Origin of the sequence: Pseudomonas sp. FW300-N2A2 (assembly GCF_017351735.1) — a bacterium.
In the GTDB taxonomy this organism is placed as follows: Bacteria; Pseudomonadota; Gammaproteobacteria; order Pseudomonadales; family Pseudomonadaceae; genus Aquipseudomonas; species Aquipseudomonas migulae.
Window position 1 is genome coordinate 26,800 of the sequence record NZ_JACNDU010000035.1, and the last position, 22,570, is coordinate 49,369.

21 protein-coding genes and 4 tRNA genes are annotated in these 22,570 nt (G+C 54.9%); all 25 read right to left on the reverse strand.

Annotated features, from left to right (window positions below; all coding sequences use genetic code 11):
* Positions 1 to 4 precede the first annotated feature (4 nt).
* The 25 genes from rpsS to birA all read right to left on the reverse strand — a co-directional run bounded on the left by rpsS (position 5) and on the right by birA (position 22,489).
* Positions 5 to 280 carry a 30S ribosomal protein S19 gene (gene rpsS, locus J4E42_RS26265; RefSeq protein ID WP_002555486.1) on the reverse strand — a complete coding sequence of 92 codons (276 nt, stop codon included), beginning with the start codon at positions 278 to 280 and terminating at the stop codon, positions 5 to 7.
* Between the two features lie 16 nt (positions 281 to 296).
* Positions 297 to 1,121 (reverse strand): 50S ribosomal protein L2, encoded by an 825-nt coding sequence (gene rplB / locus J4E42_RS26270; protein ID WP_008030897.1) that lies wholly within the window; start codon positions 1,119 to 1,121, stop codon positions 297 to 299.
* A gap of 14 nt (positions 1,122 to 1,135) precedes the next feature.
* The gene (gene rplW, locus J4E42_RS26275) at positions 1,136 to 1,435 is read right to left on the reverse strand and encodes a 50S ribosomal protein L23 (protein WP_002555488.1); all 300 of its coding nucleotides are present in this window, start codon (positions 1,433 to 1,435) and stop codon (positions 1,136 to 1,138) included.
* Positions 1,432 to 2,034, reverse strand: a complete 603-nt coding sequence (gene rplD, locus J4E42_RS26280) for a 50S ribosomal protein L4 (protein ID WP_003228735.1) — start codon at positions 2,032 to 2,034, stop codon at positions 1,432 to 1,434. Before rplD ends, rplW begins: the two co-directional genes overlap by 4 nt.
* A 12-nt stretch (positions 2,035 to 2,046) precedes the next feature.
* Complete coding sequence (rplC, locus tag J4E42_RS26285; protein ID WP_003186059.1) at positions 2,047 to 2,682, reverse strand: 50S ribosomal protein L3; 636 nt, start codon at positions 2,680 to 2,682, stop codon at positions 2,047 to 2,049.
* Positions 2,683 to 2,762: 80 nt separating this feature from the next.
* Complete coding sequence (gene rpsJ / locus J4E42_RS26290) at positions 2,763 to 3,074, reverse strand: 30S ribosomal protein S10 (protein WP_003186070.1); 312 nt, start codon at positions 3,072 to 3,074, stop codon at positions 2,763 to 2,765.
* Between the two features lie 156 nt (positions 3,075 to 3,230).
* A complete protein-coding gene (gene tuf / locus J4E42_RS26295) occupies positions 3,231 to 4,424 on the reverse strand; it encodes an elongation factor Tu (RefSeq protein ID WP_008030895.1) in 1,194 nt (397 codons plus the stop codon).
* A 30-nt stretch (positions 4,425 to 4,454) separates the two neighbouring features.
* Positions 4,455 to 6,560 (reverse strand): elongation factor G, encoded by a 2,106-nt coding sequence (gene fusA / locus J4E42_RS26300; protein WP_008030893.1) that lies wholly within the window; start codon positions 6,558 to 6,560, stop codon positions 4,455 to 4,457.
* Between the two features lie 30 nt (positions 6,561 to 6,590).
* Positions 6,591 to 7,061, reverse strand: a complete 471-nt coding sequence (gene rpsG, locus J4E42_RS26305) for a 30S ribosomal protein S7 (RefSeq protein WP_002555493.1) — start codon at positions 7,059 to 7,061, stop codon at positions 6,591 to 6,593.
* 119 nt (positions 7,062 to 7,180) lie between these two features.
* Complete coding sequence (gene rpsL / locus J4E42_RS26310; protein ID WP_002555494.1) at positions 7,181 to 7,552, reverse strand: 30S ribosomal protein S12; 372 nt, start codon at positions 7,550 to 7,552, stop codon at positions 7,181 to 7,183.
* 215 nt (positions 7,553 to 7,767) lie between these two features.
* Entirely contained in the window at positions 7,768 to 11,967 is a 4,200-nt protein-coding gene (rpoC, locus tag J4E42_RS26315; protein ID WP_008030891.1) for a DNA-directed RNA polymerase subunit beta', read from the reverse strand.
* Between the two features lie 64 nt (positions 11,968 to 12,031).
* Positions 12,032 to 16,105 (reverse strand): DNA-directed RNA polymerase subunit beta, encoded by a 4,074-nt coding sequence (gene rpoB / locus J4E42_RS26320; protein WP_008030889.1) that lies wholly within the window; start codon positions 16,103 to 16,105, stop codon positions 12,032 to 12,034.
* Positions 16,106 to 16,325: 220 nt separating this feature from the next.
* On the reverse strand, positions 16,326 to 16,691 hold the full coding sequence (gene rplL / locus J4E42_RS26325) for a 50S ribosomal protein L7/L12 (RefSeq protein WP_008030886.1): 366 nt from the start codon (positions 16,689 to 16,691) through the stop codon (positions 16,326 to 16,328).
* 75 nt (positions 16,692 to 16,766) lie between these two features.
* Positions 16,767 to 17,267, reverse strand: coding sequence for a 50S ribosomal protein L10 (gene rplJ, locus J4E42_RS26330; RefSeq protein ID WP_110755008.1), 501 nt, complete (start codon positions 17,265 to 17,267; stop codon positions 16,767 to 16,769).
* Positions 17,268 to 17,465: 198 nt separating this feature from the next.
* Positions 17,466 to 18,161, reverse strand: a complete 696-nt coding sequence (gene rplA, locus J4E42_RS26335; protein ID WP_008041297.1) for a 50S ribosomal protein L1 — start codon at positions 18,159 to 18,161, stop codon at positions 17,466 to 17,468.
* On the reverse strand, positions 18,161 to 18,592 hold the full coding sequence (rplK, locus tag J4E42_RS26340) for a 50S ribosomal protein L11 (RefSeq protein WP_008030880.1): 432 nt from the start codon (positions 18,590 to 18,592) through the stop codon (positions 18,161 to 18,163). Before rplK ends, rplA begins: the two co-directional genes overlap by 1 nt.
* A gap of 117 nt (positions 18,593 to 18,709) precedes the next feature.
* Positions 18,710 to 19,243 (reverse strand): transcription termination/antitermination protein NusG, encoded by a 534-nt coding sequence (nusG, locus tag J4E42_RS26345; RefSeq protein WP_007896622.1) that lies wholly within the window; start codon positions 19,241 to 19,243, stop codon positions 18,710 to 18,712.
* Positions 19,244 to 19,252: 9 nt separating this feature from the next.
* On the reverse strand, positions 19,253 to 19,621 hold the full coding sequence (gene secE, locus J4E42_RS26350) for a preprotein translocase subunit SecE (RefSeq protein ID WP_007896620.1): 369 nt from the start codon (positions 19,619 to 19,621) through the stop codon (positions 19,253 to 19,255).
* A gap of 45 nt (positions 19,622 to 19,666) precedes the next feature.
* Positions 19,667 to 19,742: transfer RNA gene (locus J4E42_RS26355), tRNA-Trp, on the reverse strand.
* A 173-nt stretch (positions 19,743 to 19,915) separates the two neighbouring features.
* Positions 19,916 to 19,991: transfer RNA gene (locus J4E42_RS26360), tRNA-Thr, on the reverse strand.
* A gap of 26 nt (positions 19,992 to 20,017) precedes the next feature.
* Positions 20,018 to 20,091 (reverse strand) — tRNA-Gly (locus J4E42_RS26365).
* A gap of 24 nt (positions 20,092 to 20,115) precedes the next feature.
* Positions 20,116 to 20,200: transfer RNA gene (locus J4E42_RS26370), tRNA-Tyr, on the reverse strand.
* A gap of 142 nt (positions 20,201 to 20,342) precedes the next feature.
* Positions 20,343 to 20,783, reverse strand: coding sequence for a hypothetical protein (locus tag J4E42_RS26375; protein WP_008041291.1), 441 nt, complete (start codon positions 20,781 to 20,783; stop codon positions 20,343 to 20,345).
* A gap of 7 nt (positions 20,784 to 20,790) precedes the next feature.
* Positions 20,791 to 21,540: a pantothenate kinase gene (locus J4E42_RS26380; protein ID WP_008030876.1), complete on the reverse strand. Its 750-nt coding sequence runs from the start codon at positions 21,538 to 21,540 to the stop codon at positions 20,791 to 20,793.
* Positions 21,530 to 22,489, reverse strand: coding sequence for a bifunctional biotin--[acetyl-CoA-carboxylase] ligase/biotin operon repressor BirA (gene birA / locus J4E42_RS26385; protein ID WP_008041288.1), 960 nt, complete (start codon positions 22,487 to 22,489; stop codon positions 21,530 to 21,532). Before birA ends, J4E42_RS26380 begins: the two co-directional genes overlap by 11 nt.
* Between the last annotated feature and the right edge of the window lie 81 nt (positions 22,490 to 22,570).

Consider the following 22,570-nt stretch of genomic DNA (forward strand, 5'->3'; position numbering starts at 1 on the left):
CCCCTTAACGCTTGGCTTTCTTGTCAGCCACGTGCCCACGATAAGTGCGGGTACCGGCGAACTCGCCCAGTTTGTGGCCGACCATGTCTTCGTTCACGAGAACTGGCACATGTTGACGACCGTTGTGTACTGCGATGGTCAGACCGACCATTTGTGGCAGGATCATCGAACGGCGCGACCAGGTTTTAACTGGTTTGCGATCGTTCTTTTCCGCCGCCACTTCGATCTTCTTCAGTAGGTGAAGATCGATAAAAGGACCTTTTTTCAGAGAACGTGGCACTGTCGTATCCCTCTATTTACTTGCGACGACGGACGATCATTTTGTCGGTACGCTTATTACCACGAGTCTTCGCGCCCTTAGTCGGGAAGCCCCATGGCGATACCGGATGACGACCACCAGAGGTACGACCTTCACCACCACCATGTGGGTGGTCAACCGGGTTCATGGCAACACCACGAACGGTTGGGCGAACGCCACGCCAGCGTTTGGCACCAGCTTTACCCAGCGAACGCAGGCTGTGCTCGGAGTTCGAGACTTCGCCCAGGGTCGCGCGGCATTCAGCCAGCACTTTACGCATCTCACCAGAACGCAGACGCAGGGTCACATAGACACCTTCACGAGCGATCAGCTGAGCCGAAGCACCAGCGGAACGAGCGATTTGCGCGCCTTTACCTGGCTTCAATTCGATGCCGTGTACGGTACTACCAACTGGAATGCTGCGCAGTTGCAACTGGTTGCCCGGCTTGATCGGAGCCAAAGCACCCGAAATCAGCTGATCACCAGCGTTCACGCCTTTAGGGGCGATGATGTAACGGCGTTCGCCGTCTGCGTACAACATAAGAGCAATGTGAGCAGTACGGTTTGGATCGTATTCGATACGCTCGACAGTGGCTGGAATGCCATCTTTGTCGTTGCGACGGAAATCGACCAGACGATAATGCTGCTTATGGCCACCACCGATGTGACGAGTGGTAATACGACCATTGTTGTTACGACCACCAGACTTCGATTTCTTCTCGAGCAGCGGTGCGTGAGGAGCGCCTTTATGCAGCTCCTGGTTGACCACCTTGACCACATGACGGCGGCCAGGGGAAGTCGGTTTGCATTTAACGATTGCCATGATGCACCCCTTCCTTACTCAGCACTGCTGCTGAAATCGAGATCTTGGCCTGGCTGAAGGGAGATAACTGCCTTCTTCCAGTCATTACGCTTGCCCAGACCGCGAGCAGTGCGCTTGCTCTTACCCAGAACATTCAGGGTAGTAACACGCTCTACTTTCACGCTGAACAGGCTTTCGACGGCCTTCTTGATTTCCAGCTTGGTTGCGTCAGTGGCAACCTTGAAAACGAACTGGCCTTTCTTGTCTGCCAGAACCGTAGCCTTCTCGGAAACGTGCGGGCCAAGCAGAACTTTAAATACGCGTTCCTGGTTCATCCCAGCAGCTCCTCGAATTTCTTCACGGCCGACACGGTGATCAACACCTTGTCGTATGCGATCAGACTAACTGGATCGGAACCTTGCACATCACGTACATCTACGTGCGGCAGGTTGCGAGCAGCCAGGTACAGGTTCTGATCAACAGCGTCAGACACGATCAGAACGTCGGTCAGGCTCATGTTGTTCAGTTTGCCCAGCAGGTCTTTGGTTTTCGGCGTTTCAACGGCGAAATCCTGAACCACGACCAGACGATCAGTACGCACCAGCTCAGCAAGGATGGAACGCATTGCTGCGCGATACATCTTCTTGTTCAGCTTCTGGGAGTGATCCTGAGGACGAGCTGCGAAAGTGGTACCGCCGCCACGCCAGATTGGGCTACGGATAGTACCGGCACGAGCACGGCCAGTACCTTTCTGACGCCATGGGCGCTTACCGCCACCACGAACGTCGGAACGGGTCTTTTGCTGCTTGCTACCTTGACGGCCGCCGGCCATGTAGGCCACGACTGCTTGGTGAACCAGCGTCTCGTTGAATTCGCCGCCAAATGTCAGTTCGGAAACTTCGATCGCTTGAGCGTCATTTACATTTAATTGCATGTCAGCTTCCCCTTAACCGCGAGCCTTGGCTGCTGGACGTACAACCAAGTTGCCGCCAGTAGCGCCAGGAACAGCGCCCTTGACCAACAACAGATTGCGTTCAGCGTCCACGCGCACTACTTCGAGGGACTGCACGGTCACGCGCTCAGCGCCCATATGACCGGACATTTTTTTGCCCTTGAATACACGACCAGGAGTCTGGCACTGGCCGATAGAGCCTGGAACGCGGTGGGACACGGAGTTACCGTGGGTATTATCTTGCCCGCGGAAGTTCCAACGCTTGATCGTACCCTGGAAGCCTTTACCTTTGGACTGACCGGTTACATCAACCAGTTGACCAGCAGCGAAGATTTCAGCGTTGATCAGATCGCCAGCCTGGTACTCGCCTTCTTCAAGGCGGAATTCCATTACGGTACGACCAGCGGCAACGTTCGCTTTAGCGAAGTGGCCAGCCTGAGCAGCTGTAACACGCGAAGCACGACGCTCGCCTACAGTGACTTGCACTGCACGATAGCCATCGGTCTCTTCAGTTTTGAACTGGGTGACGCGATTCGGCTCGATCTCAATGACCGTGACCGGAATGGAGACACCTTCTTCGGTGAAAATACGGGTCATACCGCATTTACGACCGACTACACCAATAGTCATGTTGTAAACCTCATGAGTGTACGGGGCTTTCACCCGCTATGGCCGCCCATTTCAGAGCGTTACACGACTAAGACCGAGTCTTAGCCGAGGCTGATCTGCACTTCCACACCGGCCGCAAGATCAAGCTTCATAAGAGCATCAACGGTTTTATCCGTTGGCTGGACGATGTCCAGAACGCGCTTATGAGTACGGATCTCGTACTGGTCACGCGCGTCTTTGTTGACGTGCGGGGAGACCAGAACGGTGAACCGCTCTTTACGGGTAGGCAGTGGAATTGGACCACGCACTTGAGCACCAGTACGTTTCGCGGTTTCCACGATTTCCTGGGTGGATTGGTCGATCAGGCGATGGTCAAAAGCCTTCAACCTGATACGGATTTGCTGATTTTGCATTGGATTTCAGACTCCGGCTGCTATTCCCACCGGGCGCAATACGCCCGTTAAAAGGAGGCGCAATTCTATAGACGCCCCAGATAGGTGTCAACCCAATAAAAAAGCCCCCGCTAAGCGGGGGCTTTTTCAACTCATCAAAGCTTACTCAAAAAGAGCTTACTCGATGATTTTGGCTACGACGCCAGCGCCGACGGTACGACCGCCTTCACGGATAGCGAAACGCAGACCGTCTTCCATTGCGATGGTTTTGATCAGGGTAACAGTCATCTGAATGTTGTCACCTGGCATTACCATTTCAACGCCTTCTGGCAGCTCGCAGTTACCAGTCACGTCAGTAGTACGGAAGTAGAACTGTGGACGGTAGCCTTTGAAGAACGGAGTATGACGACCGCCTTCTTCCTTGCTCAGAACGTAAACTTCTGCGGTGAACTTGGTGTGCGGCTTAACCGAACCCGGCTTAACCAGAACCTGGCCACGCTCAACGTCGTCACGCTTGGTACCACGCAGCAGAACGCCGCAGTTCTCGCCAGCACGACCTTCGTCGAGCAGTTTGCGGAACATTTCAACACCGGTGCAGGTGGTGACGGTGGTGTCACGCAGACCAACGATTTCCAGTGGATCCTGAACGCGAACGATACCGCGCTCGATACGGCCAGTCACAACAGTACCACGACCCGAGATCGAGAATACGTCTTCGATTGGCATCAGGAACGGCTTGTCGGTCAGACGAACTGGCTCTGGGATGTAGCTGTCCAGAGTTTCAACCAGTTTACGAACGGCAGTGGTGCCCATTTCGTTTTCGTCGTTGCCTTCCAGAGCCATACGAGCAGAACCGATGATGATCGGAGTGTCGTCACCTGGGAAGTCGTAAGTGCTGAGCAGGTCGCGAACTTCCATCTCAACCAGTTCCAGCAGCTCTGCGTCGTCTACCAGGTCAGCCTTGTTCAGGAAAACCACGATGTACGGAACGCCTACCTGACGGGACAGCAGGATGTGCTCACGGGTTTGTGGCATCGGACCATCAGCGGCCGAGCAAACCAGGATAGCGCCGTCCATCTGAGCAGCACCGGTGATCATGTTCTTCACATAGTCAGCGTGACCTGGGCAGTCAACGTGAGCGTAGTGACGGATCAGCGAGTTGTATTCAACGTGCGCGGTGTTGATGGTGATACCACGAGCTTTCTCTTCTGGTGCGCTGTCGATCTTGTCGAAGTCAACACGAGCCGAACCGAAAACTTCGGAGCAGACGCGAGTCAGAGCAGCAGTCAGAGTGGTTTTACCGTGGTCAACGTGACCGATGGTGCCAACGTTGACGTGCGGAAGGGAACGATCAAATTTTTCTTTAGCCACGACAATTAACTCCTAGCCTAAAGGACTGAATCAGCCTTGTTTTTTGGTTACAGTTTCGACGATGTGCGACGGAGCTGTATTGTATTTTTTGAATTCCATAGAGTAGCTTGCGCGACCTTGGGACATGGAACGAACGTCGGTCGCATAACCGAACATCTCGCCCAACGGAACCTCGGCACGAATTACTTTACCGGAAACCGTATCTTCCATACCCAGGATCATGCCGCGACGACGGTTAAGGTCGCCCATCACGTCACCCATATAGTCTTCAGGTGTAACAACCTCTACAGCCATGATCGGCTCAAGCAACTCACCACCGCCCTTCTGGGCCAGTTGCTTGGTCGCCATGGAAGCAGCCACCTTAAACGCCATCTCGTTCGAGTCGACGTCATGGTAGGAACCATCAAACACGGTAGCCTTCAGGCCGATCAGCGGATAGCCGGCAACAACGCCGTTCTTCATCTGCTCTTCGATACCCTTCTGGATAGCCGGGATGTATTCCTTAGGAACCACACCACCCACTACTTCGTTCAGGAATTGCAGACCTTCCTGACCTTCGTCAGCAGGAGCAAAGCGAATCCAGCAATGACCGAACTGGCCACGACCGCCGGACTGACGAACGAACTTGCCTTCGATTTCGCAGCTCTTCGTGATGCGCTCACGGTACGAAACTTGAGGCTTACCGATGTTGGCTTCGACGTTGAACTCACGGCGCATCCGGTCAACCAGGATGTCCAGGTGCAACTCGCCCATGCCGGAGATGATCGTTTGACCAGTCTCTTCATCAGTCTTGACGCGGAAAGACGGGTCTTCCTGAGCAAGTTTGCCCAGAGCGATACCCATTTTTTCCTGGTCATCCTTGGTCTTAGGCTCTACGGCAACCGAAATAACCGGCTCCGGGAAGTCCATGCGAACCAGGATGATTGGCTTGTCAGCGTTGCACAAAGTCTCACCAGTGGTGACGTCCTTCATGCCGATCAAGGCCGCGATGTCACCAGCGCGAACTTCCTTGATCTCTTCGCGGGCGTTTGCGTGCATTTGCACCATACGACCCACACGCTCTTTCTTGCCTTTAACCGAGTTGATCACGCCGTCGCCGGAGGCCAACACGCCCGAGTAAACTCGAACAAAGGTCAAAGTACCCACGAATGGGTCGGTAGCGATCTTGAACGCCAGAGCCGAGAACGGCTCGCTGTCGTCTGCGTGACGCTCCATTTCCTTGGTCTCGTCATCCGGGTCAGTACCCTTGATGGCAGGAATGTCGGTAGGAGCAGGCAGATAGTCGATAACGGCGTCGAGAACCAGGGGAACGCCCTTGTTCTTGAAGGAAGAACCGCAAACAGCCAGAACGATCTCGCCAGCAATAGTACGCTGACGCAGAGCGGCCTTGATTTCCGCGTTGGTGAGTTCTTCACCTTCGAGGTACTTGTTCATCAGCTCTTCGCTGGCTTCGGCCGCAGCTTCAATCATGTTGCTGCGCCACTCGTCAGCCAATTCCTGCAATTCAGCAGGGATAGGCTCGCGACGTGGAGTCATGCCTTTGTCAGCGTCATTCCAGTAAACAGCTTCCATGGACATCAGATCGATCTGACCCTGGAAGTTGTCTTCGGAACCGATAGCCAACTGGATTGGCACCGGAGTGTGACCCAGACGCTGCTTGATCTGACCGATCACGCGCAGGAAGTTTGCACCAGCACGGTCCATCTTGTTTACGTAAACAAGACGTGGAACGCCGTACTTGTTGGCCTGACGCCATACGGTTTCCGACTGAGGCTCAACACCCGAGGTACCGCAGAACACAACGACCGCGCCGTCGAGAACACGCAGGGAACGTTCAACTTCAATAGTGAAGTCAACGTGGCCCGGGGTGTCGATGACGTTGAAGCGATACTGATCTTTGTGCTGCTTCTCGGAACCCTGCCAGAAGGCGGTAATAGCAGCAGAAGTAATGGTAATACCACGCTCCTGCTCCTGCACCATCCAGTCTGTGGTCGCGGCGCCGTCATGCACCTCGCCCATTTTGTGACTTTTGCCAGTGTAAAAAAGGACGCGCTCGGTGGTGGTGGTTTTACCAGCATCCACGTGAGCAACGATACCAATGTTACGGTAGCGATTAATCGGTGTAGTACGAGCCATAAAGCCCTCGCAAAATTAGTGACGCTAAAATTAGAAGCGGTAGTGCGAGAAAGCCTTGTTGGCTTCAGCCATACGGTGCACGTCTTCACGCTTCTTAACTGCAGCACCTTTGCCTTCAGCAGCGTCCAACAGTTCGCCAGCCAAACGCAGAGCCATAGACTTCTCGCCGCGCTTACGGGCGAAGTCTACCAACCAGCGCATTGCCAGAGCGTTACGACGGGACGGACGAACTTCGACCGGAACCTGGTAAGTAGCACCGCCTACACGGCGCGACTTTACTTCGACCAGCGGAGCGATGGCGTCGAGAGCTTTCTCGAAGATTTCCAGGGGGTCGCTGTTCTTGCGTTCTTTAACCTTCTCCAGCGCGCCATAAACGATACGCTCGGCAACGGCTTTCTTGCCGCTTTCCATCACGTGGTTCATGAACTTGGCCAGGATTTGGCTTCCGTATTTTGGATCGTCAAGCACTTCGCGCTTGGCTGCTACGCGTCTTCTTGGCATGGATAAGCCCTCAAACGGTCTTCAGGTTCGCTCGGAATCAGTGCCCTTTCGGGACGCCTCCGACCTTACTCTTATCGACTCAGAAAAATAGATGATTCAGTTTTTACAAAAAGCCACTACTACTTAGGCTTCTTGGTACCGTACTTCGAACGACCTTGGTTACGACCTTTAACGCCGGAAGTATCCAAAGAGCCGCGAACGGTGTGGTAACGAACACCTGGCAAGTCTTTTACACGACCGCCGCGGATCAGTACCACGCTGTGCTCTTGCAGGTTGTGGCCTTCACCGCCGATGTACGAGGAAACCTCGAAACCGTTGGTCAGACGCACACGGCATACTTTACGCAGTGCCGAGTTAGGTTTTTTCGGCGTGGTGGTATACACACGGGTGCATACGCCACGACGTTGCGGGCAGTTCTGCAGCGCAGGCACGTCGGATTTCTCGACGATACGCTTACGCGGCTGACGTACCAGCTGGTTGATAGTTGCCATCTACTAGCTCCACTGTTGTCTTGCGACGCTATTGTCTTGCAAGAAAAGCAAAATGGCAGGAACGAATTCCCGCCAAATTTAGGGGTACAAGAGTCTAAAGAGGATCTTGCCCCCAGTCAAGACAAGGCCCCGACCTTCCCGCTTATCCAACCTCGACAAAATGTCTTGATTCGATGAACGGAACGATCAGGGCCTTGGCTCATTTATCGCAGAACTCAGTTACCGCTCGAGTTCAGCGCTTCGGTCAGTGCAGCTTCCACTTCACTGGCGCTTACGCGCAACGGTTTGTCAGCATCACGACGGCGTTTACGCTCGCTGTGATAAGCCAGACCGGTACCAGCCGGGATCAGACGACCCACGACCACGTTTTCTTTCAGGCCGCGCAAGTAATCGCGCTTGCCGGTTACCGCCGCTTCGGTCAGTACGCGAGTGGTTTCCTGGAAGGAAGCCGCCGAGATGAACGATTCGGTGGACAACGACGCCTTGGTGATACCCAGCAGCACGCGAGTGAACTTGGAAACGAATTTCTCGTCGTTCGCCAGGCGCTCGTTTTCTACCAGTACGTGAGTCAATTCCATCTGGTCGCCCTTGATGAAACTGGAATCGCCGGATTCAGCGATTTCAACTTTACGCAGCATCTGACGCAGGATGGTCTCGATGTGCTTGTCGTTGATCTTCACGCCTTGCAGACGGTAAACGTCCTGGATCTCGTTCACGATGTACTTGGCCAGCGCACTTACACCCAGCAGACGCAGGATGTCGTGTGGATCGCTCGGGCCGTCGGAGATAACTTCGCCGCGGTTTACCTGTTCGCCTTCGAAGACGTTCAGGTGACGCCACTTCGGAATCAGCTCTTCGTACGGATCGCTACCGTCGTTCGGAGTGATGACCAGACGGCGCTTGCCTTTGGTCTCTTTACCGAACGCGATGGTGCCGCTGACTTCAGCCAGAATCGAGGCTTCTTTCGGACGACGGGCTTCGAACAAGTCGGCAACACGCGGCAGACCACCGGTGATGTCACGGGTCTTCGAAGTCTCTTGCGGAATACGAGCGATAACATCACCGATCGCGATTTTCGCACCGTCCGCAACACCGACCAGGGCGTTGGCTGGCAGGAAGTACTGAGCGATAACGTCAGTGCCTGGCAGCAACAGATCCTTGCCGTTGTCATCAACCATCTTCACAGCAGGACGGATATCTTTACCGGCAGCTGGACGGTCTTTGGCGTCGAGGACTTCAATGTTGGTCATACCGGTCAATTCGTCAGTCTGACGCTTGATCGTGATGCCTTCTTCCATGCCCACGTAGGTCACGGTACCTTTCATTTCGGTAACGATTGGGTGAGTGTGCGGATCCCACTTGGCCACGATTGCGCCAGCGTCGACCTTGTCACCTTCTTTAACCGAAATCACAGCACCGTACGGCAGCTTGTAACGCTCGCGCTCACGACCGAAGTCATCAGCGATTGCCAGCTCACCGGAACGGGACACAGCAACCAGGCAACCATCCACTCGCTCAACGTGCTTCAGGTTGTGCAGACGGACGGTACCGCCATTCTTCACCTGAACGCTGTCAGCTGCGGAGGTCCGGCTTGCCGCACCACCGATGTGGAACGTACGCATGGTCAGCTGGGTACCCGGCTCACCGATGGACTGGGCAGCGATAACGCCGACCGCTTCACCGATGTTCACCTGGTGACCACGAGCCAAGTCACGGCCGTAGCACTTGGCGCAAATGCCATAGCGGGTTTCGCAGCTGATCGGCGAACGCACGATCACTTCGTCGATGCTGTTCAGCTCGATGAACTCGACCCACTTCTCGTCTACCAGAGTGCCGGCAGGAACGATAACTTCCTCGGTACCTGGCTTGAATACGTCACGGGCAATGACACGACCCAATACGCGCTCACCCAACGGCTCAACAACGTCACCGCCTTCAATGTGCGGAGTCATTACCAGGCCATGTTCGGTGCCGCAATCGATCTCGGTCACAACCAGATCCTGCGCCACGTCTACCAGACGACGAGTCAGGTAACCGGAGTTCGCAGTTTTCAACGCGGTATCCGCCAAACCTTTACGAGCACCGTGAGTCGAGATGAAGTACTGAAGTACGCTCAAACCTTCACGGAAGTTCGCAGTAATCGGCGTTTCGATGATGGAACCGTCCGGCTTGGCCATCAGGCCACGCATACCGGCGAGCTGACGGATCTGCGCAGCAGAACCCCGTGCGCCCGAGTCGGCCATCATGTACATCGAGTTGAAGGACTCTTGGTCGACTTCGACGCCATGACGGTCGATGACTTTCTCTTTCGAGAGGTTGGCCATCATCGCCTTGGAAACTTCGTCGTTCGCCTTGGACCAAAGGTCGATCACTTTGTTGTACTTCTCGCCCTGGGTTACGAGGCCGGAGGCGTACTGACTTTCGATCTCTTTCACTTCGTCGGTAGCAGCACCGATGATGCGGGCTTTTTCATCCGGGATAACGAAGTCGTTAACACCGATGGAAACGCCGGAAATAGTCGAATAGGCAAAACCGGTGTACATCAACTGGTCAGCGAAGATCACGGTCTCTTTCAAACCAACCACGCGGTAGCACTGGTTGATCAGCTTGGAGATCGCCTTTTTCTTCATCGGCAGGTTGACGACGTCGTACGACAGACCTTTTGGTACAACCTGGAACAACAGCGCACGGCCGACAGTGGTGTCGACGATACGAGTGTTGGTCACGCTGCCGCCATCACGGTCATTGACGGTTTCGTTGATCCGCACTTTGACTTTTGCGTGCAGTGCGGCTTCGCCGGCACGGAACACACGGTCAACTTCTTGCAGATCCGCGAACACACGACCTTCGCCCTTGGCGTTGATCGCTTCACGAGTCATGTAGTACAGACCCAATACAACGTCCTGCGACGGAACGATGATTGGCTCACCGTTGGCTGGCGACAGAATGTTGTTGGTCGACATCATCAACGCACGCGCTTCCAACTGGGCTTCCAGTGTCAGCGGTACGTGCACGGCCATTTGGTCGCCGTCGAAGTCGGCGTTGTACGCAGCACAGACCAGAGGGTGCAGCTGGATAGCCTTACCTTCGATCAGTACTGGTTCAAACGCCTGGATACCCAGACGGTGAAGGGTCGGTGCACGGTTGAGAAGCACTGGGTGTTCGCGGATAACTTCAGCGAGAACGTCCCAAACTTCCGGCAGCTCGCGCTCGACCATCTTCTTCGCAGCTTTGATGGTGGTAGCGAGACCACGCATTTCCAGCTTGCCGAAAATGAACGGCTTGAACAGCTCGAGAGCCATTTTCTTCGGCAGACCGCACTGGTGCAGACGCAGGGTCGGACCTACGGTAATTACCGAACGACCGGAGTAGTCAACACGCTTACCGAGCAAGTTCTGACGGAAACGACCTTGCTTACCCTTGATCATGTCAGCCAGGGATTTCAGAGGACGCTTGTTGGAACCGGTGATAGCGCGGCCACGACGACCGTTGTCGAGCAGTGCATCGACGGCTTCCTGCAACATACGCTTTTCGTTGCGCACGATGATGTCCGGAGCGGACAGATCGAGCAGACGCTTCAAGCGGTTGTTACGGTTGATCACTCGACGATACAGATCGTTGAGGTCGGAAGTCGCGAAGCGACCGCCATCCAGCGGGACCAGTGGACGCAGATCTGGCGGCAGAACCGGCAGAACGGTCAGCACCATCCATTCTGGAAGGTTGCCGGAACCCTGGAAGGCTTCCATCAACTTCAGACGCTTGGACAGCTTCTTGATTTTGGTTTCGGAGTTGGTTTGCGGAATTTCTTCACGCAGACGGCCAATCTCGTGTTCCAGGTCGATAGCGTGCAGCAGTTCGCGGACAGCTTCGGCACCCATGCGGGCATCGAAATCGTCACCGAACTCTTCCAGCGCTTCGAAGTACTGCTCATCGTTCAGCAGCTGACCTTTTTCAAGGGTGGTCATGCCTGGATCGATAACGACATAGCTCTCGAAATAGAGAACGCGTTCGATATCACGCAGGGTCATGTCCATCAGCAAGCCGATACGCGACGGCAGCGATTTCAGGAACCAGATGTGGGCAACTGGCGAGGCCAGTTCGATGTGCGCCATGCGCTCACGACGAACTTTAGCCAGCGCGACTTCAACGCCGCACTTCTCGCAGATCACACCACGGTGCTTCAAGCGCTTGTACTTACCGCACAGGCACTCGTAATCCTTTACCGGGCCAAAGATCTTGGCGCAGAACAGGCCGTCACGCTCAGGTTTGAACGTACGGTAGTTGATGGTTTCCGGCTTTTTAACTTCACCGAACGACCACGAACGGATCATCTCAGGCGATGCCAATCCAATACGGATGGCGTCGAACTCTTCGACTTGACCCTGGTTTTTCAGCAAATTCAGTAGGTCTTTCAAGGCCTTTCCTCCTGGCGGAGCAGAGAGCGGGCAATCCTGCCCCGCTCTCGATTCGCGTCACGTGTTATTCGGTTTCCAGATCGATATCGATGCCGAGGGAACGAATTTCCTTGATCAACACGTTGAAGGACTCGGGCATGCCCGGCTCCATACGGTGATCGCCATCCACGATGTTTTTGTACATCTTGGTACGGCCGTTCACATCGTCCGACTTCACTGTGAGCATTTCTTGCAGAGTGTAAGCGGCACCGTATGCTTCCAGTGCCCAGACCTCCATCTCCCCGAAACGCTGACCACCGAACTGTGCCTTACCACCCAGCGGCTGCTGGGTAACCAGGCTGTACGAACCGGTAGAACGAGCGTGCATCTTGTCGTCTACCAAGTGGTTCAGCTTCAGCATGTACATGTAGCCAACAGTAACCGGGCGCTCGAACTTGTTGCCGGTACGGCCGTCGGTCAGCTGCATCTGGCCGCTTTCTGGCAGGTCTGCAAGTTTCAGCATGGCCTTGATTTCGCTTTCCTTGGCGCCGTCGAACACTGGAGTGGCCATTGGAACGCCGCCACGCAGGTTCTTCGCCAGATCCAGGATTTCCTGATCAGAGAAGCTATCCAGATCTTCGTTACGACCGCCGATCTCGTTGTAGATCTCGTGCAGGAACTTGCGAAGCTCGGCGACTTTGCGCTGCTCTTCGATCATCCGGTTGATCTTCTCGCCCAGACCTTTGGCCGCGAGGCCCAGGTGGGTTTCAAGGATCTGACCAACGTTCATACGCGAAGGTACGCCCAACGGGTTGAGGACGACGTCGACCGGGGTGCCATTGGCATCGTGCGGCATGTCTTCAACCGGCATGATCACGGAGACCACACCTTTGTTACCGTGACGACCGGCCATCTTGTCGCCCGGCTGGATGCGGCGACGGATTGCCAGGTAAACCTTGACGATTTTCAGCACGCCTGGAGCCAGGTCATCGCCCTGCTGCAGTTTGCGCTTCTTGTCTTCGAACTTGTCGTCCAGCAGACGGCGGCGATCAACGATGTAGGCCTGAGCCTTCTCGAGCTGCTCGTTCAGAGCATCTTCAGCCATGCGCAGTTTGAACCACTGACCATGCTCAAGACCGTCGAGAACTTCGTCGGTGATGTCCTGACCTTTCTTCAGACCGGCGCCGCCTTCGGCTTTATGGCCGACCAGAGCGGAACGCAGACGTTCGAAAGTGGCGCCTTCAACGATACGGAACTCTTCGTTCAGATCCTTGCGGATCTCGTCGAGCTGAGTCTTCTCGATCGACAGTGCACGAGCATCACGCTCAACGCCGTCGCGGGTGAAGACCTGTACGTCGATGACAGTACCCTTGGTACCGGTAGGTACACGCAGGGAGGTGTCTTTAACGTCGCTGGCTTTTTCACCGAAGATGGCACGCAGCAGCTTCTCTTCCGGAGTCAGTTGAGTCTCGCCTTTCGGAGTGACCTTACCGACCAGAATGTCGCCTGCGCCAACTTCAGCACCTACGTAAACGATACCGGCTTCGTCCAGTTTGTTCAGTGCAGCTTCACCCACGTTAGGGATGTCTGCAGTGATTTCCTCAGGCCCAAGCTTGGTGTCACGTGCCACACAGGTCAGTTCCTGAATGTGGATCGTGGTGAAGCGATCTTCCTGAACAACACGCTCGGACAGGCAGATGGAGTCTTCGAAGTTGAAGCCGTTCCATGCCATGAACGCGATGCGCATGTTCTGACCCAGAGCCAGCTCACCCATGTCGGTGGACGGACCGTCGGCCATGATGTCGCTGCGCTGGACCCGATCACCTTTACGCACCAGCGGACGCTGGTTGATGCAGGTGTTCTGGTTAGAGCGGGTGTATTTGGTCAGGTTGTAGATGTCGACACCAGCTTCGCCGGTTTCAACTTCGTCATCAGCAACACGAACCACGATACGGCTGGCGTCCACGGAATCGATAACGCCGCCACGACGAGCCACGACGCAAACGCCGGAGTCACGAGCTACGTTACGCTCCATGCCGGTACCGACCAGCGGCTTGTCAGCGCGCAGGGTTGGTACAGCTTGACGCTGCATGTTCGAACCCATCAACGCACGGTTGGCGTCGTCGTGCTCGAGGAACGGGATCAGCGACGCTGCAACCGAAACTACCTGCTTCGGCGATACGTCCATCAAGGTGACGTCTTCCGGCGCCTTGACGGTGAACTCGTTCAAGTGACGAACAGCTACCAGCTCGTCGATCAGGACTTTCTTGTCGTTCATCGTGGCCGAAGCCTGAGCGATCACGTGATCAGCTTCTTCGATGGCGGACAGGAACACGATCTCGTCGGTGACCAGAGCGTCTTTCACCACACGGTACGGGCTCTCGAGGAAGCCGTACTGGTTGGTGCGCGCATAGGCGGCCAGGGAGTTGATCAGACCGATGTTCGGACCTTCCGGCGTTTCGATCGGGCATACACGACCGTAGTGAGTCGGGTGTACGTCACGAACTTCAAAGCCGGCACGCTCACGAGTCAAACCGCCAGGGCCGAGTGCTGACACACGACGCTTGTGGGTGATCTCGGACAGCGGGTTGTTCTGGTCCATGAACTGGGACAGCTGGCTGGAACCGAAGAACTCTTTCACCGCCGCAGCCACTGGCTTGGCGTTGATCAGGTCTTGCGGCATCAGGCCTTCGCTTTCAGCCATCGACAGACGCTCTTTGACCGCACGCTCAACACGTACCAGGCCAACGCGGAACTGGTTCTCGGCCATTTCGCCTACGCAGCGAACACGACGGTTACCCAGGTGGTCGATGTCATCGACGATGCCTTTACCGTTACGGATGTCGACCAGAGTCTTCAGAACCGCGACGATGTCTTCTTTGCACAACACGCCCGAACCTTCGATCTCGGTACGACCGATACGACGGTTGAACTTCATCCGGCCGACCGCAGACAGGTCATAGCGCTCAGGGCTGAAGAACAGGTTGTTGAACAGAGTCTCGGCAGCGTCTTTGGTTGGCGGCTCGCCTGGACGCATCATGCGATAGATCTCGACCAGCGCTTCCAATTGGTTGCTGGTGGAGTCGATCTTCAGGGTGTCGGAGACGAACGGACCGCAGTCGATATCGTTGGTGTACAGAGTTTCGATGCGGACAACCTGAGCCTTGGCGATTTTCGCCAGGATCTCGGTGTTCAGCTCGGTGTTGCACTCTGCCAGGATTTCGCCGGTTGCCGGATGCACGATGACCTTGGCGGTAGTGCGACCCAGGACGTAGTCCAGAGGCACTTGCAGCTCTTTGATCCCGGCTTTTTCCAGCTGGTTGATGTGGCGAGCGGTGATACGACGACCTTGCTCGACAATAACCTTGCCTTTGTCATCCAGGATATCCAGGACAGCAATTTCACCACGCAGGCGCTGAGGCACCAGTTCCAGGCTGAGGTTTTCACCTTGCACGTGGAAGACGTTGGTGGTGTAGAACGCGTCGAGCACTTCTTCAGTGGTATAGCCGAGCGCACGCAGCAGTACCGATGCAGGCAGCTTGCGACGACGGTCGATACGCACGAACACGCAGTCTTTCGGATCGAACTCGAAGTCCAACCACGAACCGCGGTAAGGAATGATGCGCGCGGAGTACAGCAGTTTGCCGGAGCTGTGCGTCTTGCCACGGTCGTGGTCGAAGAACACGCCCGGGGAACGGTGCAGCTGGGAAACGATTACACGCTCGGTACCGTTGATTACGAAGGTACCGTTCTCAGTCATCAGGGGGATTTCACCCATGTAGACTTCTTGCTCTTTGATGTCCTTGATCGCTTTGTTCGACGATTCTTTGTCGAAAATGATCAGGCGCACTTTTACCCGCAAAGGTACGGCATAAGTTACACCGCGCAATACGCATTCTTTGACATCAAATGCCGGTTCGCCCAGGCGATAACCGACGTACTCCAGCGCAGCATTGCCGGAGTAGCTGATGATCGGGAAAACGGATTTGAAGGCCGCATGCAGGCCCACGTCGCGGAACTGATCTTTAGTCGCTCCCGCTTGCAAGAATTCACGATACGAATCCAGCTGGATGGCCAGGAGGTACGGCACATCCATGACGTCCGGCAACTTGCTAAAGTCCTTGCGGATACGTTTTTTCTCAGTATATGAGTAAGCCATCAGCGTTCCCCAGCTTGGTCACCTGCTTGTTTGGCCCCTCCCGACGGGAGCAGCCAGAAAATCGTGCAAACCCCATGGTTTGCGCCACCGCATCGGGTGGTTACAACTCGTTATCAGCACCGACCCAGTCGGCTGCCAATAACGGAAAAAGGCCGGTGGCAAGAGCCACCAGCCATCAGCCTTTCGCTTAACGCTCGGGCTGGAGGAGCAAAGTCGATGCTTACTTCAGCTCGACTTTAGCGCCTGCTTCTTCCAGTACTGCTTTGGCTTTGTCAGCTGCGTCTTTGGCAACAGCTTCCAGAACCATGGCAGGAGCGCCGTCAACTACAGCCTTGGCTTCTTTCAGGCCCAGACCGGTCAGTTCACGTACTGCCTTGATCACGTTAACTTTCTTCTCGCCAGCTTCGGTCAGCATGACGTTGAATTCAGTTTGCTCTTCAACAACAGCGGCAGCAGCAGCTGGACCAGCCGATGCAGCAGCAGCGGTAACACCGAATTTTTCTTCGAAAGCTTTGATCAGCTCAACAACTTCCATTACGGACATGTTGCCAACTGCTTCAAGGATATCGTTCTGAGAGATAGACATGAATCTAATTCCTGATATTGGGGACGGCCTACGCGACCATCGAAAAAAACAAAAAACGCGAGAAGCTGACGAGCCTTAGGCTGCAGCGGCTTCTTTCTGGTCGCGAATTGCCGCCAGAGTACGAGCCAATTTGCTGGTAGCGCCTTGAATCACGCTCATCAGCTGAGAAATTGCTTCGTCACGGGTCGGCAGAGTTGCCAGTACGTCGATTTGGTTAGCTGCGAGGAACTTGCCCTCGAACGCAGCTGCCTTGATCTCGAACTTGTCCTGACCCTTTGCGAACTCTTTGAAGATCCGGGCAGCAGCGCCTGGATGTTCTTTGGAGAAGGCAATCAGGGTAGGGCCAGTGAACGTGTCGTTGAGAACACTGAATTCAGTGTCAGCAACGGCGCGCTTGAGCAGGGTGTTACGTACAACACGTACGTAAACGCCAGCTTCACGAGCCTCTTTACGGAGTCCGGTCATTGCGCCTACTGTTACGCCACGGGCATCAGCCACGACAGCGGACAGAGCGACTTTGGCAGCCTCGTTGACTTCAGCGACGATGGCCTTCTTGTCTTCGAGTTTAATTGCCACGGGTTTAACTCCTGCTTGTTACCGTTTCATCTGGTCGAAACCGGATGTCGTTTTGGTGTCTGATTCGGTAAGGAACCGGGAGCACCATCTGCGTAGGCTTGTGGTTTAAGACTTGCGTCGCCTACGGTCTTGGATAGCCCCCGCCAGGCAGGGACCCCAATCTTTCAATTGGCGTAATCGCTTACGCCAACTTTTGTCTTACGCGTCGAGCGAGCTTTGGTCGATGACCAGACCTGGGCCCATAGTGGTGCTCAGGGTAACGCGCTTGACGTAAATGCCTTTCGAGGAAGCTGGCTTGATACGCTTCAGATCAGCGATCAGGGCTTCAACGTTTTCCTTCAGCTTGACGGCGTCGAAGCCGATCTTGCCAACGGAAGTGTGGATGATGCCGTTTTTGTCGGTGCGATAACGAACCTGACCAGCCTTGGCGTTTTTAACCGCGGTAGCTACGTCTGGAGTTACGGTGCCGACTTTAGGGTTAGGCATCAGACCACGTGGACCGAGGATCTGACCCAACTGGCCTACAACGCGCATTGCATCCGGGGATGCGATAACTACGTCATAGTTCAGGTCGCCGCCTTTCATTTCGGCAGCCAGGTCGTCCATACCTACACGGTCAGCGCCGGCAGCCAGAGCGGCCTCAGCAGCTGGACCCTGGGTGAACACAGCAACGCGAACAGTCTTGCCAGTACCGTGCGGCAGCACAGTAGCGCTACGAACGACCTGGTCGGATTTACGCGGGTCAACACCCAGGTTCACAGCAACGTCGAACGACTCGCTGAACTTGACAGTCGACAGCTCAGCCAGCAGAGCAGCAGCGTCTACAAAGTTGTAGGACTTGCCTGCTTCGATTTTGCCGGCGATAGCCTTTTGACGCTTGGTCAACTTAGCCATTACACACCCTCCACGTTAAGGCCCATGCTACGAGCAGAACCGGCGATGGTACGCACGGCTGCTTCCATATCAGCTGCAGTCAGATCCGCGTTTTTAACTTTCGCGATTTCTTCCAGCTGAGCACGAGTCACAGTGCCAACCTTAACGGTGTTCGGACGAGCGGAACCGCTAGTCAGACCAGCCGCCTTCTTCAGCAGAACCGAAGCAGGGGTGGATTTGGTTTCGAAAGTGAAGCTACGGTCGCTGTAGACAGTGATGATCACTGGAGTCGGCAGACCTGGCTCAATACCCTGAGTACGGGCGTTGAAAGCCTTGCAGAATTCCATGATGTTCACGCCGTGCTGACCCAGAGCAGGACCAACAGGTGGGCTTGGGTTAGCCTGAGCGGCCTTCACTTGCAGCTTGATGTAAGCGGTAATCTTCTTGGCCATGAGGCACTCCAATTACGGGTTCGAACGCCTCGAAAGGCTCCCCGGTTACTTGCGCGTTTATCCCAGTGACGACAAAACCCCACAGCCTAGGGCTGCGGGGTTGGGATGCTTGCTCAGCTAGACTTTTTCGACCTGGCTGAACTCTAGCTCTACCGGAGTAGAGCGACCGAAAATGAGCACTGCCACTTGGATCCGGCTCTTTTCGTAGTTAACTTCTTCAACCGTGCCGGTAAAGTCGGCAAACGGCCCGTCATTGACACGCACCGACTCGCCAGGCTCGAACAACGTCTTCGGCTTCGGCTTATCGCTACCATCAGCGACACGACGCAGAATCGCTTCTGCCTCTTTATCTGTGATTGGTGCTGGCTTATCAGCGGTACCGCCGATGAAACCCATCACCCGAGGAGTATCCTTGACCAAGTGCCAAGTACCCTCATTCATGTCCATCTGAACCAGCACATAACCTGGGAAGAACTTACGCTCGCTTTTGCGCTTCTGGCCATTACGCATTTCAACCACTTCTTCAGTGGGAACCAGAATTTCGCCAAAGCCATCTTCCATGCCAGCCAGCTTTACGCGCTCTACTAACGAGCGCATGACATGCTTCTCGTAACCGGAGTAAGCATGCACAACGTACCAACGCTTAGCCACGGGACACCCTTAGCCGACAATCAAGGAAACAAGCCAGCCGAGCAGGGAATCAAGCCCCCACAACAGCAACGCCATAACCAACACAACAGCGACAACGATCAACGTGGTCTGCGTGGTTTCTTGGCGAGTTGGCCATACGACTTTACGAATCTCGGTGCGAGCTTCCTTAACCAGTACAAAGAAAGACTTGCCCTTGACTGTTTGCAGGCCTACGAAGGCAGCCACAGCAGCGATGACAAGCAATGCAAGTACGCGGTACAGGATCGGCGAAGCAGAGTAATACTGATTACCAACAACGCCAACAACCACCAAAGCGACTACTACTAGCCACTTGAGCAGATCGAAGCGAGAGCCTTGAGCTTCAGCTTTAGGAGTCATCTATGAAGATCCTGTGAAAAGAAAGCCAGACACACCAGGTGAATCTGGCAGGTCAGGAGGGAATCGAACCCCCAACCTACGGTTTTGGAGACCGTCGCTCTGCCAATTGAGCTACTGACCTAAAACAAAATCAGGCCGACCATTATGCCGACCCGAAAAAGACATTACAACACCTTACTCGACAGCCTCGACCCTAAGACCAAAGCCACCCGCGCAACCAGCCAACAAAAAACAACAAGGCCTGATCGCAACCCTTAAAACAAAGGCAGATATTTTCATATCTGCCTTGTTATATGGAGCTCTTGAGCGGATTTGAACCGCTGACCTCACCCTTACCAAGGGTGTGCTCTACCAACTGAGCTACAAGAGCGTAACACTTTGCAGGACCTGCAAACTTGGAGCGGGTAGCGGGAATCGAACCCGCATCATCAGCTTGGAAGGCTGAGGTTCTACCACTAAACTATACCCGCGAGGCTTGCAGCTCTCGCTAAAAATGGTGGAGGGGGAAGGATTCGAACCTTCGAAGTCGTAGACGTCAGATTTACAGTCTGATCCCTTTGGCCGCTCGGGAACCCCTCCTAAGCGAGCCGGCATTCTATATCATGCCAGCCTTCTGTCAAGCATTTTCTCATTAAAAACCTGAGGTTAGCTGCGTTGACATCGCTTCGTTGTGTTTGCCGTTAAAGGCGTTCACTGCGAAGCGGGCGCCATTCTATTCAAACTATTCAGCGGGTGCAACCCCCTCGCACGGCATTATTTTATGTTTTAACTCATTGAATTCTCTAGAAAGGTTTTGCAGCTGAACCTCGCCCAGCCAACGCCGGCTTTCAGGGGCGATCCGAACCCAATAACCCGCGAATTCAAGATGATCCTTTGGCAGGAGCTGATACTTGATTTCCATGCCATTCAAGCGCCGCTCAACTGCCTGAACCGCTTCTTGACGAACAAAACCACCCAAGTACAAACAGCTATTGTCCGGCAGAGCGGCCTTCCCCTTATCAAGGACCGGATCAGCCGCCTCGCTCAACAAGCGAATATCCTGCTGCCCTCCCCTATACAAACTCAGAGGAGTGACATCCTTCGCGCGCAGAGGAGCCTCTTGTTGGTGCCAGATGTAATAAAACACATTCAAAACAAGCAGCAGCAGAAACAACCAACGCATAAGAACCTCAGGACAAAGGACATGCCATAGCCAAACCCACAAATACCAGGTCCGGAACCACTCTAGCCTCTGGCACAATCTCAGAAACCAACCCGGCATCCCCACCGGTCAGAAACACGGAGAAATCCGCCCCCCAGTAGCTACGCGCAAGCTCCAGCTGGGTCAGAACAAAGCCTCTAAGCATCAACGAGCACCCCCGCTCAACCGCTTCGACGGTTGTGCGACCTGGAACGAGACTCTCCATGGCGCGCTCAGCTGCCAGATCCCCATAACGAATTTTACGGGTATGGGTGCGCAATTGATTTCGCATCAATGGCATTCCCGGACAAATAAACCCCCCTAGATGCTCTCCATCACCGGCAACGAAATCCGCAGTGACAGCAGTACCAAAATCAAGCACCAGGCATGCACCCGACGCTAATTGGAACCCCCCAAGCATCGCCAGCCAGCGGTCGAGCCCCAGGCGTTCGAACTCTTCATAGCCATTGCGAACCCCCGACATTTCGCGAGCGGGCGCAGCGCAAACTACTGACACTCCAAAAGTATCGGTCAGCAGAGTTATCAATGCACCGGTCTCTTCTGCCGTTCGGACACTGACCAATCGGCAAAACTTGAGGGCGAGCCCCTTGAGCGCGCTCAAGCTCTCCAGCAATGCAAGATTGGAGTCGACGACGCCCTCGCCAACCGTCTGGCGAGCATCAGCTTCAAGCACTCGCCACTTGATAAAACTGTTTCCGCAGTCGAGCTCAAGAATCATCACGCAACCTCAAGCTGAGCTCACCACCACTAAAGACTTTTTCCACACCACCCACCTTCAAGCGCAGAGCACCCTGACTATCAATACCCAGTACCTCGCCATCTATATGGTTAACTCCGGCGATCAACGACACCGCCCGACCCTGCCACAGATGATTCTGCTCCCACTCAGCCTGGATAGCGGAAAATCCGCCGACTTGATGTCGACTCAAATATACCTGGAGCATCTGCCCCAACTGCGCGACCAAGTGATTGCGATCGAATGTCCGCCCCGACTCGAGCCGCAAGGACGTCCACTGCTGATCAACCTCTTCGGTCATCTGCATGTTCACATTGATCCCGACACCCAGAACCACATGACACACATCAGCAGGATCGCCTACCAACTCAAGCAGTATCCCCGCGAGCTTTTTTTGACCAACCAGAACATCATTGGGCCACTTCAAGCCTGCATCTGATACGCCCAGCGCTCGCAAGGTTTGCAAGACAGCAAGCCCAACAACAAGACTCAAGCCTTCCAACTGGCGCATGCCACCTTCAATACGCAGCACCAGACTGTAATAGATATTTTCCGCGAAAGGACTCGCCCACTTACGCCCGCGGCGCCCACGGCCAGACGTCTGCCGCTCGGCAAGCACAAGAAATGGCGCTACCTGACCGCGCTCTATTGCACGCAGCGCCTCGGCGTTAGTGGAGTCAATTGAATCGAAAACCAGAATGGGCCAATTACAAGAAGGCGCCTGCTCTGCTATTGCGACAGAGTCGAGCAGTGTCAACGGCGAGGCCAATTGATAACCACGCCCCCGCACCTTGTGAATGGACAAGCCAAGCTCAGCCTCGAGCAGCTGAAGCTGCTTCCACACAGCACTGCGACTGACACCTAAAGCGGTGCCCAGGGCCTGGCCTGAATGGAATCGGCCATCCTTAAGAAGCTTTAACAACGTCAGCATGCAAGTCCCGCCTCACAATGAGGCCCGCATGATAGCCATGCCTTGAGCCGTTGCATAGAAACCGTACTGGGCAGATTTTCT

Excerpts from the sequence above, each read along its gene's own strand:
- rplK (WP_008030880.1), bottom strand. The coding sequence starts at position 18,592 with ATGGCCAAGAAGATTACCGCTTACATCAAGCTGCAAGTGAAGGCCGCT.
- rplL (WP_008030886.1), bottom strand. The coding sequence starts at position 16,691 with ATGTCTATCTCTCAGAACGATATCCTTGAAGCAGTTGGCAACATGTCC.
- rplB (WP_008030897.1), bottom strand. The coding sequence starts at position 1,121 with ATGGCAATCGTTAAATGCAAACCGACTTCCCCTGGCCGCCGTCATGTG.
- J4E42_RS26375 (WP_008041291.1), bottom strand. The coding sequence starts at position 20,783 with ATGCGTTGGTTGTTTCTGCTGCTGCTTGTTTTGAATGTGTTTTATTAC.
- rpsG (WP_002555493.1), bottom strand. The coding sequence starts at position 7,061 with ATGCCAAGAAGACGCGTAGCAGCCAAGCGCGAAGTGCTTGACGATCCA.
- rplW (WP_002555488.1), bottom strand. The coding sequence starts at position 1,435 with ATGAACCAGGAACGCGTATTTAAAGTTCTGCTTGGCCCGCACGTTTCC.
- secE (WP_007896620.1), bottom strand. The coding sequence starts at position 19,621 with ATGACTCCTAAAGCTGAAGCTCAAGGCTCTCGCTTCGATCTGCTCAAG.
- rplD (WP_003228735.1), bottom strand. The coding sequence starts at position 2,034 with ATGCAATTAAATGTAAATGACGCTCAAGCGATCGAAGTTTCCGAACTG.
- rpsL (WP_002555494.1), bottom strand. The coding sequence starts at position 7,552 with ATGGCAACTATCAACCAGCTGGTACGTCAGCCGCGTAAGCGTATCGTC.
- fusA (WP_008030893.1), bottom strand. The coding sequence starts at position 6,560 with ATGGCTCGTACTACACCGATTAATCGCTACCGTAACATTGGTATCGTT.
- rpoB (WP_008030889.1), bottom strand. The coding sequence starts at position 16,105 with ATGGCTTACTCATATACTGAGAAAAAACGTATCCGCAAGGACTTTAGC.
- rpsJ (WP_003186070.1), bottom strand. The coding sequence starts at position 3,074 with ATGCAAAATCAGCAAATCCGTATCAGGTTGAAGGCTTTTGACCATCGC.
- J4E42_RS26380 (WP_008030876.1), bottom strand. The coding sequence starts at position 21,540 with ATGATTCTTGAGCTCGACTGCGGAAACAGTTTTATCAAGTGGCGAGTG.
- rplA (WP_008041297.1), bottom strand. The coding sequence starts at position 18,161 with ATGGCTAAGTTGACCAAGCGTCAAAAGGCTATCGCCGGCAAAATCGAA.
- birA (WP_008041288.1), bottom strand. The coding sequence starts at position 22,489 with ATGCTGACGTTGTTAAAGCTTCTTAAGGATGGCCGATTCCATTCAGGC.
- rplC (WP_003186059.1), bottom strand. The coding sequence starts at position 2,682 with ATGACTATTGGTGTAGTCGGTCGTAAATGCGGTATGACCCGTATTTTC.